Genomic DNA, 15600 nt, shown 5'->3' with positions numbered 1-15600 from the left:
CTTTGTACCCTGGAGTTTCTAAAACCATTGTGCTTTTCTGGATCTTGTACTATGTTGAAATCACAAGGAGGAACCTATCTATGAAACATGGAATCAAGATCGTAACCATTGGGGGAGGAAGCAGTTATACGCCCGAACTCATGGAAGGATTTATCAAACGATATCCTGAACTTCCTGTCCGGGAAATTTGGCTGGTCGATGTCGAAAACGGAAAAGAAAAGGTAGAGATCGATGCCAAGATGGCAAAGAGAATGTGGAAAAAAGCCGGATACGATGTTCAGATCTATACCACTATGGATCGAAAAAAAGCGCTTCAGGATGCCGATTTTGTGACAACCCAATTTCGCGTAGGTTTTTTGGAAGCACGCATCAAAGACGAAAGGATTCCTTTATCTTATGGCATGCTGGGACAAGAAACCAATGGTGCCGGCGGGATTTTTAAAGCTTTTCGAACGATTCCGGTCATCTTGGAAATCGTTAAAGATATGAAAGAAGTCTGTCCGAATGCCTGGCTGATCAACTTTACCAACCCGAGCGGAATGGTCACTGAGGCTGTGATCCGTTATGGACATTGGGATAAAGTCATCGGATTATGCAATGTCCCGGTAATCGCGATGATGAAAGAGCCTGAAGCAATCAAAAAAAGCCCTCAAGATTTGATCTATCAGTTTGTCGGCATCAATCATTTTCACTGGCACAAAGTCTATGACCGCAACGGGAAAGAATTGACTCAAAATGTCATCGATGCCTTGTTTGAAGGAAAGGATATCGGATTGCCCGCCAACATTACCAATGTTCCTTTCTTCAAAGAACAGATCGAACAGATGCAGATGATTCCTTGCGGATATCATCGCTATTACTATCGCCAGGAAGAAATGCTCGCTCATTCTCTGGAAGAATATGAAACACTGGGCACCCGCGGCCAACAAGTCAAACAAACCGAAGAGCGCCTGTTCAGCCTGTATAAAGATCCAGAACTCGACTACAAACCCGATGAGCTCAGCATGCGAGGCGGTGCTTATTACAGCGATGCCGCCTGTGAATGTATCAATTCCATCTACAACGATAAAAAGACTCACATGGTCGTCAGCACCAAAAATAGAGGAGCCATCCCGGAACTGCCTGAAGACTGTGTCGTCGAAATCAGCTCTATCATTACCGGCAAGGGAGCTCTGCCCATTGCTTGGGGGAAACTGCCAAGCGCCCAAAGAGGCTGGCTCCAGTGCATGAAGGCCATGGAAGAGTGCACGATCGAAGCTGCAGTAACCGGCAATTATGGCCTGGCTCTGGAGGCTTTCGCCTTGAACCCCCTGATCCCGGCGGGTCAAAGTGCCAAAAATGTGTTGGATGAGCTGTTGATCGCTCATGAAAACTACTTGCCGCAATTTCAAGCGAAGATCGCTTCCTTAAAAGCCCAAGGGATCCAGATCAAAGATGACATCAGCGCCAAGCTGGTCAAAGAAGGAAAATAATTTCGTCCTTTCTGTTGCATAGAACACCGATTCTAGTTCGGTTTCATGATAGAATAAAATCAACCACTAGAAAGGGATGTTCTATGCAGCTATTTTATGAATTTGTGATCATGGCCTTTATCTTCTCCATCTTAGGATGGATCATGGAAGTCACTTTAAAATATATCCAATACCATCGTTTTATCGACCGGGGATTCCTGATCGGCCCTTATTGCCCCATCTATGGATTTGGGGTCGTCGGCGTTACGATCCTGGTCGGCGGTCTGATTGGCTGGAAAGGGACGATCCTAGAGACCTTTATGGCCGGCTTTGTGATCTGCGGTTTTCTGGAATACATGACCAGTTTCTACATGGAAAAAATGTTCCATGCCCGCTGGTGGGATTACTCGACAAAGCCGATGAACTTGAATGGCCGGATCTGGATCGGCAATTTGATCTTGTTTGGAATTGCCTCCGTTGTGATCGTCCGCTTTATCGCGCCTCATTATTTTGAGTTTATCGATCGAATCGATCCTGTCATCTTAAGTGTTCTGGCATGGATCATCTTGATTTTCATGAGTGCCGATTATGTGCTATCGCATATCTTGATGAATATCGTCAAAAAGGAGATCGACAACACCGCTGGCGACAATACCGAAGAGATCTCTTTGCGGATGCATGAACTGTTGAAGAACCGCAGTCTGCTTCAAAGACGTATCTATCAGGCTTATCCAGACTTCAAGGCCATTCCTCAAGATCTAAAGGAACGCTATAAACAAGCCAAGAAAGAATACAAGGAAGCGCGCAAGGAAATGAAATCCGTTTTAACGCAACGTTTCAACGCCAATTTTGATACGGAGCTTTTCTTGAAAACGCGTGAAAATGCAGAGAAGAAATATAAAGAATTAAATGAGATCGCCAAAAATATTCGAAAACGATTCTAATTCAAGATTCGGAGCCTTTGAAAGGCTCCTTTTTTTGATATACTAGATTCATGAAAAAACTTACACATTTCTTTTTGATCTTTGTATTCTGTCTATCCAGTCTTTTCGTCATGTCCGGATGTTCGCAAACTTATGACCAGAAAGAGCTCGCCATCTGGTTTCAGGAAAATATCATCGATGAAGATCTTTATATTTCAAAAACCTGTACCGAAAAAGAAAATGCCAGCGGCGGTATCGATACCGTTTGGCAAGCGCATCTCAAAGATCTGCCGGAAGTCTCGTTTGAACTGATCGATCGCGAACGGATCCAGCTGTTTCGAAGCCATGAGATCGTCACAACCTATCACCAGGAAATGGGAAAGTATTATAGTGAACGATTCCAGAATGAATATCCAGCCGTTTTTGAAGGTTTAACTCTCGGTGTACCGACCGACAGTGATATCCCTTCTGTCAACGGAATGTATTCCAGCTTTTCAGAAATCCAAACTCTCTGCGAAAAAATGGAGAAATTCGAAGCCTATCTTGACCAGCAGCCTTATCCTTGTCTTATCCGCTACGGCATCGCCTACCAGGAACCATTGACTTTTATCGCAGATAATGGAGGGCCTTCAGAAGAAGCCTTTATCGATCGACAGACTTATATCTTCTTAGAAAATGATGATCCCCAACTCAAAGAAGATACCTTATCTTCCCTGCTTCAGGAATGGTCTGAAAACTCCTTTGCCAACTATGCTCTGGCATATCAAATCGAGCTGGAAAGCTATCCAGACGAGCTCAAAAAAAAGAAGACTGAAAGTGATCAATCTTCTTTAACGATCGTCCGATCCGATGAAACTGAAATCCAATATGCCGATCTCTTTTTAACGCGGGAAAGTGATCTGTCATTTGGATGTTTCTTTGAAGTACTAAAACGCGACGGCTCATATGAAGTCCAAGGATCTGCCAGCCAATTCAGCTTTACTGCCACAGATGGCTCCCGCTATGCATTTTCTTATTCCTTCCAGGAAGCTTGCAGCCCGACTTCATACAACGATTGGCAATATTCAAAAGTTTTCTATTATACAAAAAACGATGAAAAGATCTTATTGGATCATAAACCGGTGATTTTTCAAGACCTGTTCCAGGAACTGACGGGAGATTCTTATCGGCTTTCTTAACAGCTGCCAATCTGTCCGCCGTCAATACGGATCACGGTGTTGTTGATATAGTCCGCCTGATCACTGATCAAAAACCGAACCAGATAAGCGACTTCTTGCGGATCGCCATAACGTTTGACCATGATTTTTTCCACTTCTTCCTTTAAGAATTCCTCATCATAGCCGTCCAGTTCATTCTCGGTCCCGATAAATCCTGGCGCAATACAGTTGACATGCACATAAGGCCCCATTTCAAAAGCTAAGTTATGGGTCAAAGAAATCAAGGCCGCTTTGGAGGCATCATAATCGATACACATAGGATAATATGTGTTGATGCCGTTGGTGGAAGCGATATTGATGATGCGCCCATATTCTTGTTTCAACATGTGTTCATAGACTCGCTTGCTGCAGTTGAAAGCACCGATGACATTCACATCCAAGGTTCTTCGAAATTCCTCGGCATTTTTTAGATGAAATAAATTCGAAAGATCGATCGCGGCATTGTTGATCAAGATATCAACTCCGCCTAACTGTTCTTCTACTTGTGTGATCATCTGATCCACTTGTTCGGGATCGGATACATCCGCCCCGATCGTTAAACAGCGGACCCCGAAGTTCTCGATGATCTCAGATTTCAAATCGGCAGCGGCTTGTTGGGAAGTATGATAATTGATCACGATATCATACTGATGCTTTGCGAGTTCCCAGGCAATGGCCTTCCCTATTCCTTGTGCCGCACCGGTAATCAATACAACTTTGTTCATAATTTGAAAAAGAAGAGCTCTTAAGCTCTTCCTGCGTATTTCCCATCCGTTGAGAACACAACGATCTTTTCGCCCGGTTCGATAAACTGAGGAACTCGTAAAGAAAGTCCCGTATCGGTTACCGCATCTTTGGTCTGGTTTGATGGTGCCCCTTTGATGGCGGCATCGGTTTCTGCCACGGTCAATTCTACTTTTTCCGGAACCGATACCGACAACAACATGCCGTCAAAGAACATCAACGACACCTCTGCTCCTTCTACAATGAAATATTTATTGAAGCCGATTTGGTCTTCAGATAATTCATAAGTGTCATATGTTTCCATATCCATGAAATAATACATCGAATCTGCCGAATAAGAATATTGAGCTGTCTTCTTGGAAATATTTGCCTGTTCAAATTTAGTATTGGCATTAAAGTTTCTTTCCTGAATATTTCCTGTCTTTAAGTTCTTCATCTTTGTTTTTAAGATGGCAGCCCCTTTTCCTGGTTTTACATGTTGGAAATCCAACACTTGCCAAGGATCTCCATCTACGATCAACGTTAATCCTGTTCTAAAATCTCCTGCCGAAATTGCCATAATATTCACTCCTCATATTTGTTTTACACGCTATATTGTAACAGTCCTGACCAACTTCCTCAAGAATTTATCAGAAGATCGATAACTTCTTCTCTTCCTGGTGCGATTTGATATATTGGCTCCATTTGATATAACCATACGTCGTATTGGTAAAATAGCCCAGTTTCAAAATCAATAAGACATATTGTCCTGAGATCACATTGATGACAGCCTCCAAGGCAGCACAGATATACCAGGCGATCCACTGTTCCCGGAAGCGGAAAAAGATAAACAATCCGTTGGCTATCCCTACCGCAGAAGCACAAGCATCAATATAAATGATGGCGGTTTCTAATGATTGATTATGATAGAAATCTGTCGCAATATCCAAACCACTGATCAAATAGCCCACCACAATAGTCCATACGACGATTCCCGCAATGACCAGAACTTCTTGCCATCCTTTTAAACGGCGTACCACCGTCAATTCATCTTCCTGCTGGTCTTTATGGCGCGACCAGTTGATGTAGCTGATGATATCGATCGGCAGCCAGAACAACAACGTCGTCGCCAAGGTCGCAAACCGATACATCAAAACAAGTGACATCACGATCTCCGTGATCTCCACCAGTACGGAGACTAAGAAGTTGTATCTGGATTGTTTCGAAATCAATAATTCACATAAAATATTTAAGAACGTATCCAGCAGATACAGCCACATGATCAGAATGCCGTTGATCCCGTTGGCACTTTCTTCCGGAAACAGAACCGAGAAGATCGTGGCCAGGACCATGATGGATAAAAACCATGATTTTTCATAGGTCGTAAACTGCCGGGAAAAGAGCATCATGATCAAAACCGACAACACCAGGATCACTGCCGCGTTCGCAAAGTTGAAAACCGGCATCGTTTCGTTGGCTATGGTTTGTTCATAAGCGTATTGCGCTTGCGATAGAGATACATCCTGATGATCAAAATAAAGGTTCGTATCGTTCGGTCCTTTAAATTCATAGGCGGTGATGGTTTGTGCATCCAACTGTTCGTATTCTTCATATGGATAGGTGATCACCATGGTCTGGTCGCCGTTTCGATAGGTGACATCACACATCGCATTTTCTTCCCCATCGTAATCTTCCAGACTCGTATCTCGTGTCATTTCCACAGATCGAACGTAAGTCAGCTGCTCTACCGGAGTATTGACCTTAGAAACACCCCAACCAAAAGAAGCAATCGAACCAATAATCAATAAAATCAAGATCAGGATCTCAATCGTTCTGATTTTTTTATTTGGTTCCATATTTTTTTGAAAAAAAGTGTTCATAAAAGCTCCCTTCTTAATCAAAATTCCGATTTTCTAAAGCGGGTTTATTATAATAAATATCAACATTTTTGTAAATTTTTATCCAAGAAAAGACCACGCTTGAGTAAACAAAAAAGCCCTCAAAGGGCCGATTGATCCAGATAAGCATCAATGCGCTTATCTACATTCTCCTGTAAGTTTCTATAGAAGAATTGATAGTCATACAAATGATAGATTCCCTCTTCAAAGATCGAAAGACCTGCCGGATACTCTTTAGCCGATACATCGATCACTTTTAAGGCCCCTCGTTCTTCATCGATATAAGCGCCCGTTAATGCGGGGATCTCCTGGTTGATCTGCCCGTCATAATCTGTAAAACAGGCGCCTTGATTCAAGGATCGATCTGCGAATGTACTATCGGTTTTCCAATTCAACGGATTAATGGCATAGGAGCGCGACCCTTCCGGGATCATCAAAGAATCCTCAATCTCCTCCGCTTCACTGTTAAAAGAAATGATGACTACGGTGTCGGTTTCGTTCTGTGCCATTTTTAATTGAGGATAGTTTTCCAGCTCTTCGTCCGAGATTTGCCACCCGATCGCATAACATGCAACTAAACGCTCTTGTAAAGAAGCATCTTCGAAAACATCTTTCAATAATCTCAAGCACATATCTGCACCTTGAGAGAATCCGGCCAACACAATGGGATTGCCTTCATTGTAGTGTTCCAGATAGTATAAAAACGCTTCTTTCACATCTTGATACGCAATCTCTAAATAAGGTTCTCTCTCTTGCGGTGTCATCTCGTAAACATTCAGGCCTATTTGTTGATAGAAGGGCGCAAAGAAACGCGTATCTTCATCATCATAGATGTCTTTTTCCATATTGATGGCACCCACAAAACTTGCTTTCGTTTCCTTATCCCGCAAAGACATGTTATAGGAATCTTCATCCCCGCTATAAACAGAGGGACAAAGAAAGAACACATCAGCTTTAGGATCCGAAACCTCTGTTTCTAAATAAGCCCAATTCTCTTCTTGAGAATAAAGTTCCGGATCAACAGAACATCCGTAAAGATTAAGACCCAGGCAAAGACAAAAGACGATCAGGATAGAACGAATACTCTTTCCAGACATAACCAAAAACCTCTTCAGAATCGCCTTTTACTTTCTTTCTATCTTCTGGATCGCATTGACATCTTCTGCCGGAATATAAGTAATCGAAACTTCATCTCCGGCTTTTAAGAACGCCACAACATCTTCATTTTTAGTGGATAATGTAATCTTATAACGATTGTTTTCACTATCTGTCATAAAACATTTGGTCGTATCTTCAATAGTCAAAATTTGTACCGTATTGATCGTGATCTCTTTTGTCTGCAAATCTTCTGCATCTGGCGCATTGCCTCCTTCAAGAGCTATAAAATTCTTCTTCAGATTTTCAAATCCCTCATCGGAAGAGATCGTCGCTACCTTTTGGTAATCGCTGGCATCTACCATCGCATACATTTTGATCAAACCGCTGTCGTCTTTCAACGCCATCATATAAACCGGATGTCCATTGACATTCACCAACAGCGGAAATGTCGAAGTGTATCCGTAATTCTTGACTTCCCCTTCGGCCGAGGCCATGGCGCTGGTTTCGTTGGCTCCCGGCGAAGTGATCTTCATCGCTTCGTGCGTGCGCAAATTCACAAGGACAAACCCTAAATTACTAGAATCTTTATTGGCCGATGTGATTCCAGAATAAATATAGATATCGCCATCTTGTTCTAAATAATTATAGCCTTCACTGGTGTATGTAACATTCTTTTGGCCGATGATCGAATTGATAAACCCATTCTGTAAAGATCCGTTCTGATCAACTTGTTCCGTTACCAGAGATTCCGGATAAATGCGATCGATCCAAGTCGGCGCATCCAGAACATCATCGTATTTTGTCGATTCACCTGTAATAGGATCAAACAAGATCACGCCCGATACCATTTTTCGACTTTCAAAAGCCGCATAATCATAAGTTGTACAAATATACCAAGGATGACCTTCCTCATCAATTTCAAAAGATGGATCCCCAAAAATTGTGGTTGGATACTGCATCTGCAGTTTTCGATACAAGTCGTAATTAAAATAACCAGAAGGTACGTACTTCATCCCATCCAGTCCCAGATCAGATAAACGAACCAGTTCTGCTTCTCCGGTCACAGAATTAACCAAGATATACGCCGGTATTCCTTCTTTATAATTTCCCATGAACTTAAAAAATCCTGCGTATTCCAAAGGCGTCACTCTATAAACGCTGTCTTTATACGAAATTTGCGTATACTCCGTACTGACCTCAAACTGTGATACCAGTTCCGGCATCTCCCCCATAACACGGTCACCTAAAACAATCGTAGAATCACGATCGATGATCGGTGTCTTGGTGAAGTCGACTTCCTTTACTTTATCAAAATCCACATTTTGGATCTCGATTCGATTCGCAAAGGATTTTGCCATAAAAACCGGACTGCAGATCAACATCGATCCGCCGGCCCACAATACACCAGCCAAGATCACAACCGTAAAAACTGTTCCGAAAAACGATTTCTTTTTCGAATCATATACAATTTGTTTCGGCTCAAAAAACAAAGAAAGAATCCAAATCAAAACCAATCCATAAAAAACATAGGAAAAGAAAAAAACCGTTTTGATATTCAAGACCGGATGATTGAAATAGTAATAAACTGCTCCAGCTATAATCCAGCCCGCCAGCAGGAGAACCTTTGTCTTCTTTTTTTGCGGACGAGGTATCGAATTTTTAAAATTTGAATGAACATGAAAATTAAAATTCTTTTTCATAGTACAACAATCACTCCTACACTTTACAATCATTGTACCAGACTCCATCTAAAGATGGTATTAATCCCCAAAAGAAAAGGATCCATAAAATGGGATCCTTTCTCTAGCTGCTTTACTCCTCGCCTTGCAAGGCATCCTGCCCTTCTTCACCGGTACGTACCTTGATCGCATTCTCAACATCATAGATAAAAATCTTGCCATCTCCAATATGACCGGTATACAAAACCTTTTTGGCGGCTGCAACCACCGTGCTGACTGGAACGCTGCCGACAACAATATCCACTTGGACTTTCGGCAGAAGATTTGCTTCAACAGGCGCTCCGCGATAATATTCCAGTTTGCCTTTTTGAACTCCATAACCGAGAACATGCGATACGGTCATGCCAGTGATTCCAATCGAAGCCATAGCTGATTTCAAGGATTCTAATCGCGATTCTTTACAAATGATCTCTACCTTTTTGATCAAACTGCTCTGTGTTCTCTCTTGAACAGGCCTTGTTTCTAAGACAGGCATATCATCTAACTTCTCGCTTTGTTTTTCTTCCAGATCATAATCTATATTCTCAACCGCCTGAACAAAATCCGGATAAGCAAAATTGCCATGTTCTCCAATATCCAGTCCGGCAATTTCCTCTTCTCTAGATACACGGATCCCTACTGTCTTTTTCAAGATCCACCAAAAGATATAAGTGCTCACAAAAACAAAAGCACCTACCGAAAGAATTCCTACAAGTTGGATTCCTAATAATCCCCATCCGCCGCCATAGAATAATCCATTGACTGCCGACAAAGTCGTAGCTCCCTCTTGGGCAAACAATCCCACGCAGATCGTTCCAAAAACTCCACATCCCAGATGGACAGATGTGGCACCGACCGGATCATCCACGTGGATTCGGTCAAAAAACAACACAAGAACTACAACAAGTACCCCTGCCATAGCACCGATGATCAAAGAATCGACAACGGAAATATAAGCACAGCCTCCGGTAATTGCGACCAATCCCGCAAGGCAGCCGTTGATCGTCATGCCTAGATCCGGTTTCCCGATAAAGATCCAAGAAGTGATCGTTGATGTCAAAACCGCCATGATGGCCGATGTATTCGTTGTCATCAATATGTGCATTACATCCGAAGGATTTTGAAAACTCATCGTAGATCCTGGATTGAACCCAAACCAGCCTAGCCACAATACAAACAACCCGATGACAGCCAAAGACATATTATGCCCGGGTATGGCCTTAGGTTTGCCATCTTTTCCATATTTCCCGATTCGAGGTCCTAAAATAAGCGCCCCCGCTAGAGCGGCCCATCCTCCCAGCGAATGAACAACGGTATCACCCGCGAAATCCAGAAAGCCCAGATCCGAAAGCCAGCCGCCACCCCAGACCCAGTGACCCACGATAGGATAAATAATCAAAGTTAATACAAATGAAAAGAGGATGAAAGAAACATATTTGATTCTTTCTGCTACTGCTCCCGAAACGATCGTTGCGGCCGTTCCGCAAAATACCAGCTGGAAGAAGAATTTTCCCCAAAACGGCACATTCGATGTCAATGTATCATTGTAGAAGGATACATCGCTAGAACCTAGGATAAATAAATGATCTGTCCCGATAAAACCATTATCGCCTCCAAACATCAATCCCCATCCCAACAACATGAAACCTAGTGAGGATACCGCAAAAACAATAAAGTTTTTCGATAAAATATTTACCGTATTCTTCGATCTGGCCATTCCTGCTTCTAAAGACGCAAAGCCCAAATTCATAAAGAAAACCAAAACAGCTGCCACCAAGACCCAAAATGTGTCTATGATCATCGTCATTTCCATAAATCGATCCCTCCTTATTTCTCTCCGATATAAAATGATCCAACAACCAATATCCTTCCTTATTGTGTCTGTATCTCCTCCTTCTAAAAGAAAAGGCAAAGATGCCCTCGATCAACACGACAGACTTCTTTGCCTTTCAATTTTTATCTTTTCATTCTATCAAAGAAAAGGACGTCTTTAAGCCTATGCTTAAAGACGCCCTTGCCTTTATACCTGAAGTTTATACTATGAGTTTTGCGAATTGTCAATGAGTTTTTCAAGTTTATGAACGCCTGATTTCGGATAACCTTTGTTCAAATCGATCTTTTCGCGGATCCTCAGGAATCTTTGTCGGGTAACATCCGCTGAAGCAAGCATCGCAAAATCCGTTGTTTCCGGCAAGCTCATGCAAAGCATCGATCGGCAGATATCCCAAAGAATCCGCCCCGATCTTTTGGCAAATTTGACGGATATCATATTGACAGGCAATCAGATGCTCCTGAGAATCGATGTCTGTTCCGTAAAAACAAGGATGCAGAAAAGGCGGCGACGAAATGCGAACATGCACTTCCTGTGCCCCGGCTTCCCGAAGCAAGCCGACTATACGCCCCATGGTGTTGCCGCGAACAATGGAGTCATCCACTAAAACGACTCGTTTTCCCTTTACGCTTTCTTCGATTGCGGCCAGTTTGATCTTTAACCCATCCAGGCGTTCCCCTTTGCCCGGAGAGATAAAGGTTCTTCCGATATATTTGTTTTTTATAAATCCCATCCCATAAGGAATTCCCGCTTCCATACTGAAGCCTAAGGCCGCATCCAGACCCGAATCCGGTGCTCCCACTACGACATCGGCTTCAACCGGATGTCTTTGAGCCAGGATCTTTCCAGCCTTGATGCGAGAAGCGTGAACTGAAACTCCTTCAATCACCGAATCAGGACGAGAGAAATAGATGTATTCAAAAATACAGAATTTTTTAGGCCGTTTGTGACAATGCTCCTGATTTGAAATCATGCCGTCCTGACTAAATATCATGATCTCTCCAGGCTGCACATCACGAACGACTTTTGCCCCGATGGCTTTAATGGCGCAGCTTTCCGAGGCGACCACGATCTTTCCATCGTCGGTCTTTCCATAACATAAAGGGCGAAATCCATAAGGATCCCGCGCACAGATCAGTTTCTGCGCAGACATCAAAACCAGCGAATAAGCTCCTTCCAAGATATTCATTGTCGAAGATAACGCCTCTTCGATCGAAGGCGTTTTCAGTCTTTCTTTGGTAATCAAATAAGCAATCAATTCTGTATCGCTGGTCGTATGAAAAATAGCCCCTGTCAGCTCCAGCTGATTTCTTAATTCAAGAGCGTTGCTTAAATTGCCATTGTGAGCCAACGCCATTTTTCCTTTTTGATGATTGACTTCCAAAGGCTGGCAATTTTTGCGATTGGATCCTCCGGTCGTCCCATAGCGAACATGTCCCACCGCCATGGTGCCTTGTGGAAAACGTGATAAAACATCTTCAGAAAAGACTTCTCCGACCAACCCCATATCTTTATGCGAAACAAAAATGCCGTCATCATTGACAACGATGCCGCAGCTTTCCTGTCCCCGATGTTGGAGAGCATAAAGCCCATAATAAGAAAGATGGGCCAAATCACAAGGAGTTCTGGACAAAACGCCAAAAACACCGCATTCCTCATGGATCTCTGTATTCATCACTTGTCCTCCTTCGCTTTTGCCTGTTGTAAAGCTGCATGGATAAATCCTTTAAATAAAGGGTGAGCGCGATTCGGGCGACTTTTGAATTCCGGATGGAACTGAACCCCAACATAAAATTGATCGGACGATAATTCAATCGTTTCCACCAATCTTCCATCCGGCGATATCCCTCCTAGAATCATTCCGGCATCTTCTAGCTGTTTACGGTATTCATTATTCAATTCGTAACGATGGCGATGTCTTTCCCGAATACTGGAAGTACCATACCATTTAGCCAGGATCGTGTCCGATTTGATCATGCATGGATAAGCCCCCAAGCGAAGAGTTCCTCCTTTATCGATATCGTTACTTTGCCCGGGCATAAAATCGATAACTTTATGTTTTGTCATTTCGTCAAATTCACCAGAATTCGCATCTGGAATTCCAAGGACATTTCGGGCATACTCAATCACAGCCACCTGCATGCCAAGACAGATCCCAAAATAAGGAATCTTATTTTCGCGGGCATACTGAGCCGTTAAGATCATTCCTTCCACGCCACGGCTGCCAAAGCCGCCAGGAACCAGAATTCCATCCAGATTCGATAAGATTTGATCTCGATTGTTTGAATCGATCTTTTCAGAATCGATCCAATGGATGTCAATGTGTGTATTAAAACAATACCCTGCGTGCCTTAAAGCTTCTGCTACGGAAAGATAGGCATCATGCAACTCGGTATATTTCCCGACCAGTCCAATCTTGACGTGATTGGAACGGTTCTTGATCCGTTGAACCATAGAGGTCCATTCGCCCAATTCTAAACCAGGCGCCTGGATCCCCAGTTCTCGACACACCACCGCTGAAAGATTTGCCTTTTCCAACATCAAAGGAGCTTCATACAGACAAGGCAATGTAATATTTTCAATCACGCAGTCTGGTTTCACATTACAAAACAAGGCGATCTTTTGAAATATTGAAGATTCTAACGGTTCATCACAACGCAAAACGATGATATCCGGATTGATACCCATCCCCTGCAGTTCTTTCACTGAATGCTGGGTCGGTTTCGATTTATGTTCTCCTGATCCTTTCAAAAAAGGAACCAGTGTGACATGAATAAACAAACTATTTTCTTTTCCCACTTCTAAAGATATCTGACGAACAGCTTCCAGAAACGGCTGGGATTCAATATCTCCGATCGTTCCGCCGATTTCCGTAATCACGACATCCGCATCGGTGCGTTTGGCCAAACAATACACAAATTCTTTGATTTCATTCGTAATATGCGGAATCACCTGAACAGTAGACCCCAAATATTCTCCGCGGCGTTCTTTGTTCAAGACATTCCAGTATACTTTCCCGGCCGTCAGATTGGAATATTGATTCAAATCCTCATCAATAAACCGCTCATAATGTCCTAAATCTAAATCCGTCTCCGCACCATCTTCCGTCACGAAGACTTCCCCGTGCTGATATGGACTCATCGTCCCGGGATCCACATTGATATAAGGATCGAGTTTCTGAGCTGCCACTCTTAATCCTCTTGCCTTTAACAGTCTTCCTAAAGAAGCCACCGTGATCCCTTTGCCTAGACCCGATACGACTCCTCCGGTCACAAATATATATTTTGTCATTTTTCTGCCTCTTTTTATTCAAGATTGGTATATCCCATTAAATACGAATCGATTTCTTTCGCACATTCCCGACCCTCTTGTATGGCCCATACTACTAAAGACTGTCCGCGGCGGGCATCCCCAGCCACAAAGATCGGTTTTTCTTTTGTCTGATAATGATTCGGTTCTGTTTCAAAAGTGTTTCGATTCGTCATTGTCAGACCAAAGGCCTCTTTGACATACGATTCGACTCCAGTAAAACCAGCCGCAATCAACAACAAATCACAAGGAATCTTTTTTTCGCTGCCTTCGACAAACTCCATCTTACGATTCACAAAGCGCACTTGTACGCTGATCACCGCTTTGATTTTTCCATTTTTTACTTCGATTGACTTGATCGTCCGTTCATAGATTCGCGGATCATGACCAAAAACCGCAACCGCTTCTTCCTGGCCATAATCAGTCTTCAAAACATTGGGCCATTCAGGCCAAGGATTAGAAGTTAACCGTTGGGCTGGCGGTTCAGGCATCATTTCAATCTGAGTGACCGATTTACATCCCTGCCGAATGGAGGTTCCTACACAGTCATTTCCCGTATCGCCTCCCCCAACGATCACTACATGTTTGCCTTTGGCCGATTCACATTTTGATCCTGTTCGAAGATGTTTTGTGACGGATCCTAAAAAATCGACCGCAAAATAAATTCCTTTGGCTTCACGATCATTAAGCGCAAGATCTCGTGCTTGTTTAGAACCCACACAAAGCACGATCGCATCATAGGATTTCAAAAGCTCTTCCTTGGAGATATCTTTACCGACATCCATACCGCATTTAAATTGGATACCCTCTTTTTTTAATAAGTCTACCCGCCGATCGATCACGCTTTTTTCCAGCTTCATATTAGGAATTCCATACATCAATAAACCCCCGGGTTTGTCCTCTCGTTCATAGACCGTGACCTGATGCCCTCGTTGATTCAGCTCATATGCCACACTCAGACCGCTGGGACCCGATCCAATGACCGCCACTTTCTTTTCTGTTCTCTGCCTTGGAAGCTTGGGTTGCATTGCTTTCAAGCGATATGCATTTTCGATGATATAGTACTCATTTTCTTTGATGGTTACCGGATCTTGATCATATCCGTTCAAGCAAGCCTTCTCGCACAAAGCCGGACATACCCGCCCGGTAAATTCCGGAAAGGGATTCGTCTTGAGCAATCGAGATAATGCTTGAAGATCATGACCGTTATAGATTTCATCATTCCATTCTGGAATCAGATTGTTCAAAGGGCAGCCGGTCACCTTCCCCTTTAATTGAATAGCCGACTGACAGAAAGGAACGCCGCAATTCATACAGCGAGCACCTTGCCGGCGCCGTTGGTTTTCATCAAGTTCTTCATGAAATTCATTGAAGTTTTGAATTCTTTCGAGCGGTAATGATGACAGATTTTCTTCTCTAGGATATTCTAAAAATCCTGTTGGTTTTCCCATGC

12 protein-coding genes are annotated in these 15600 nt (G+C 43.1%); 3 read left to right on the top strand and 9 right to left on the bottom strand.

The window, feature by feature from the left end; translation table 11 throughout:
* Window positions 1-80 precede the first annotated feature (80 nt).
* The 3 genes from HNQ43_RS05005 to HNQ43_RS04995 all read left to right on the top strand — a co-directional run bounded on the left by HNQ43_RS05005 (window position 81) and on the right by HNQ43_RS04995 (window position 3552).
* A complete protein-coding gene (locus tag HNQ43_RS05005; RefSeq protein WP_183375396.1) occupies window positions 81-1472 on the top strand; it encodes a 6-phospho-beta-glucosidase in 1392 nt (463 codons plus the stop codon).
* Between the two features lie 83 nt (window positions 1473-1555).
* Complete coding sequence (locus tag HNQ43_RS05000; protein WP_183375394.1) at window positions 1556-2395, top strand: putative ABC transporter permease; 840 nt, start codon at window positions 1556-1558, stop codon at window positions 2393-2395.
* Between the two features lie 50 nt (window positions 2396-2445).
* Entirely contained in the window at window positions 2446-3552 is a 1107-nt protein-coding gene (locus HNQ43_RS04995) for a hypothetical protein (RefSeq protein WP_183375392.1), read from the top strand.
* Here the strand turns inward: HNQ43_RS04995 and HNQ43_RS04990 are convergent.
* The 9 genes from HNQ43_RS04990 to HNQ43_RS04950 all read right to left on the bottom strand — a co-directional run bounded on the left by HNQ43_RS04990 (window position 3549) and on the right by HNQ43_RS04950 (window position 15598).
* Window positions 3549-4295 carry an SDR family NAD(P)-dependent oxidoreductase gene (locus HNQ43_RS04990; protein ID WP_183375390.1) on the bottom strand — a complete coding sequence of 249 codons (747 nt, stop codon included), beginning with the start codon at window positions 4293-4295 and terminating at the stop codon, window positions 3549-3551. The two genes, HNQ43_RS04995 and HNQ43_RS04990, sit on opposite strands and share 4 nt — an antisense overlap.
* Window positions 4296-4315: 20 nt before the next feature.
* Window positions 4316-4873, bottom strand: a complete 558-nt coding sequence (efp, locus tag HNQ43_RS04985; protein WP_183375388.1) for an elongation factor P — start codon at window positions 4871-4873, stop codon at window positions 4316-4318.
* 70 nt (window positions 4874-4943) lie between these two features.
* Window positions 4944-6173: a nicotinamide riboside transporter PnuC gene (gene pnuC / locus HNQ43_RS04980; RefSeq protein ID WP_183375386.1), complete on the bottom strand. Its 1230-nt coding sequence runs from the start codon at window positions 6171-6173 to the stop codon at window positions 4944-4946.
* Between the two features lie 119 nt (window positions 6174-6292).
* On the bottom strand, window positions 6293-7288 hold the full coding sequence (locus HNQ43_RS04975) for a DUF3089 domain-containing protein (RefSeq protein ID WP_183375384.1): 996 nt from the start codon (window positions 7286-7288) through the stop codon (window positions 6293-6295).
* A gap of 27 nt (window positions 7289-7315) precedes the next feature.
* Window positions 7316-8989: a hypothetical protein gene (locus HNQ43_RS04970; protein WP_183375382.1), complete on the bottom strand. Its 1674-nt coding sequence runs from the start codon at window positions 8987-8989 to the stop codon at window positions 7316-7318.
* A gap of 112 nt (window positions 8990-9101) precedes the next feature.
* Window positions 9102-10820 carry an ammonium transporter gene (locus HNQ43_RS04965; RefSeq protein ID WP_183375380.1) on the bottom strand — a complete coding sequence of 573 codons (1719 nt, stop codon included), beginning with the start codon at window positions 10818-10820 and terminating at the stop codon, window positions 9102-9104.
* A gap of 262 nt (window positions 10821-11082) precedes the next feature.
* Window positions 11083-12513 (bottom strand): amidophosphoribosyltransferase, encoded by a 1431-nt coding sequence (gene purF / locus HNQ43_RS04960; RefSeq protein WP_183375378.1) that lies wholly within the window; start codon window positions 12511-12513, stop codon window positions 11083-11085.
* A complete protein-coding gene (locus tag HNQ43_RS04955; protein WP_183375376.1) occupies window positions 12513-14129 on the bottom strand; it encodes a CTP synthase in 1617 nt (538 codons plus the stop codon). The genes purF and HNQ43_RS04955 overlap by 1 nt, the downstream gene beginning before the upstream one ends.
* A gap of 14 nt (window positions 14130-14143) precedes the next feature.
* Window positions 14144-15598 carry a glutamate synthase subunit beta gene (locus HNQ43_RS04950; protein WP_183375374.1) on the bottom strand — a complete coding sequence of 485 codons (1455 nt, stop codon included), beginning with the start codon at window positions 15596-15598 and terminating at the stop codon, window positions 14144-14146.
* Between the last annotated feature and the right edge of the window lie 2 nt (window positions 15599-15600).

This window comes from Faecalicoccus acidiformans, from assembly GCF_014202635.1.
Classification (GTDB): Bacteria; Bacillota_I; Bacilli_A; order Erysipelotrichales; family Erysipelotrichaceae; genus Faecalicoccus; species Faecalicoccus acidiformans.
Note: the sequence above shows the minus strand (reverse complement) of the source record. Positions and strands in the feature narration are given on the sequence as shown.

What these genes read in the sequence shown, in the direction of transcription:
- HNQ43_RS05005 (WP_183375396.1), top strand. Translation starts at nt 81, where the DNA reads ATGAAACATGGAATCAAGATCGTAACCATTGGGGGAGGAAGCAGTTAT.
- HNQ43_RS05000 (WP_183375394.1), top strand. Translation starts at nt 1,556, where the DNA reads ATGCAGCTATTTTATGAATTTGTGATCATGGCCTTTATCTTCTCCATC.
- HNQ43_RS04995 (WP_183375392.1), top strand. Translation starts at nt 2,446, where the DNA reads ATGAAAAAACTTACACATTTCTTTTTGATCTTTGTATTCTGTCTATCC.
- HNQ43_RS04990 (WP_183375390.1), bottom strand. Translation starts at nt 4,295, where the DNA reads ATGAACAAAGTTGTATTGATTACCGGTGCGGCACAAGGAATAGGGAAG.
- efp (WP_183375388.1), bottom strand. Translation starts at nt 4,873, where the DNA reads ATGGCAATTTCGGCAGGAGATTTTAGAACAGGATTAACGTTGATCGTA.
- pnuC (WP_183375386.1), bottom strand. Translation starts at nt 6,173, where the DNA reads ATGAACACTTTTTTTCAAAAAAATATGGAACCAAATAAAAAAATCAGA.
- HNQ43_RS04975 (WP_183375384.1), bottom strand. Translation starts at nt 7,288, where the DNA reads ATGTCTGGAAAGAGTATTCGTTCTATCCTGATCGTCTTTTGTCTTTGC.
- HNQ43_RS04970 (WP_183375382.1), bottom strand. Translation starts at nt 8,989, where the DNA reads ATGAAAAAGAATTTTAATTTTCATGTTCATTCAAATTTTAAAAATTCG.
- HNQ43_RS04965 (WP_183375380.1), bottom strand. Translation starts at nt 10,820, where the DNA reads ATGGAAATGACGATGATCATAGACACATTTTGGGTCTTGGTGGCAGCT.
- purF (WP_183375378.1), bottom strand. Translation starts at nt 12,513, where the DNA reads ATGAATACAGAGATCCATGAGGAATGCGGTGTTTTTGGCGTTTTGTCC.
- HNQ43_RS04955 (WP_183375376.1), bottom strand. Translation starts at nt 14,129, where the DNA reads ATGACAAAATATATATTTGTGACCGGAGGAGTCGTATCGGGTCTAGGC.
- HNQ43_RS04950 (WP_183375374.1), bottom strand. Translation starts at nt 15,598, where the DNA reads ATGGGAAAACCAACAGGATTTTTAGAATATCCTAGAGAAGAAAATCTG.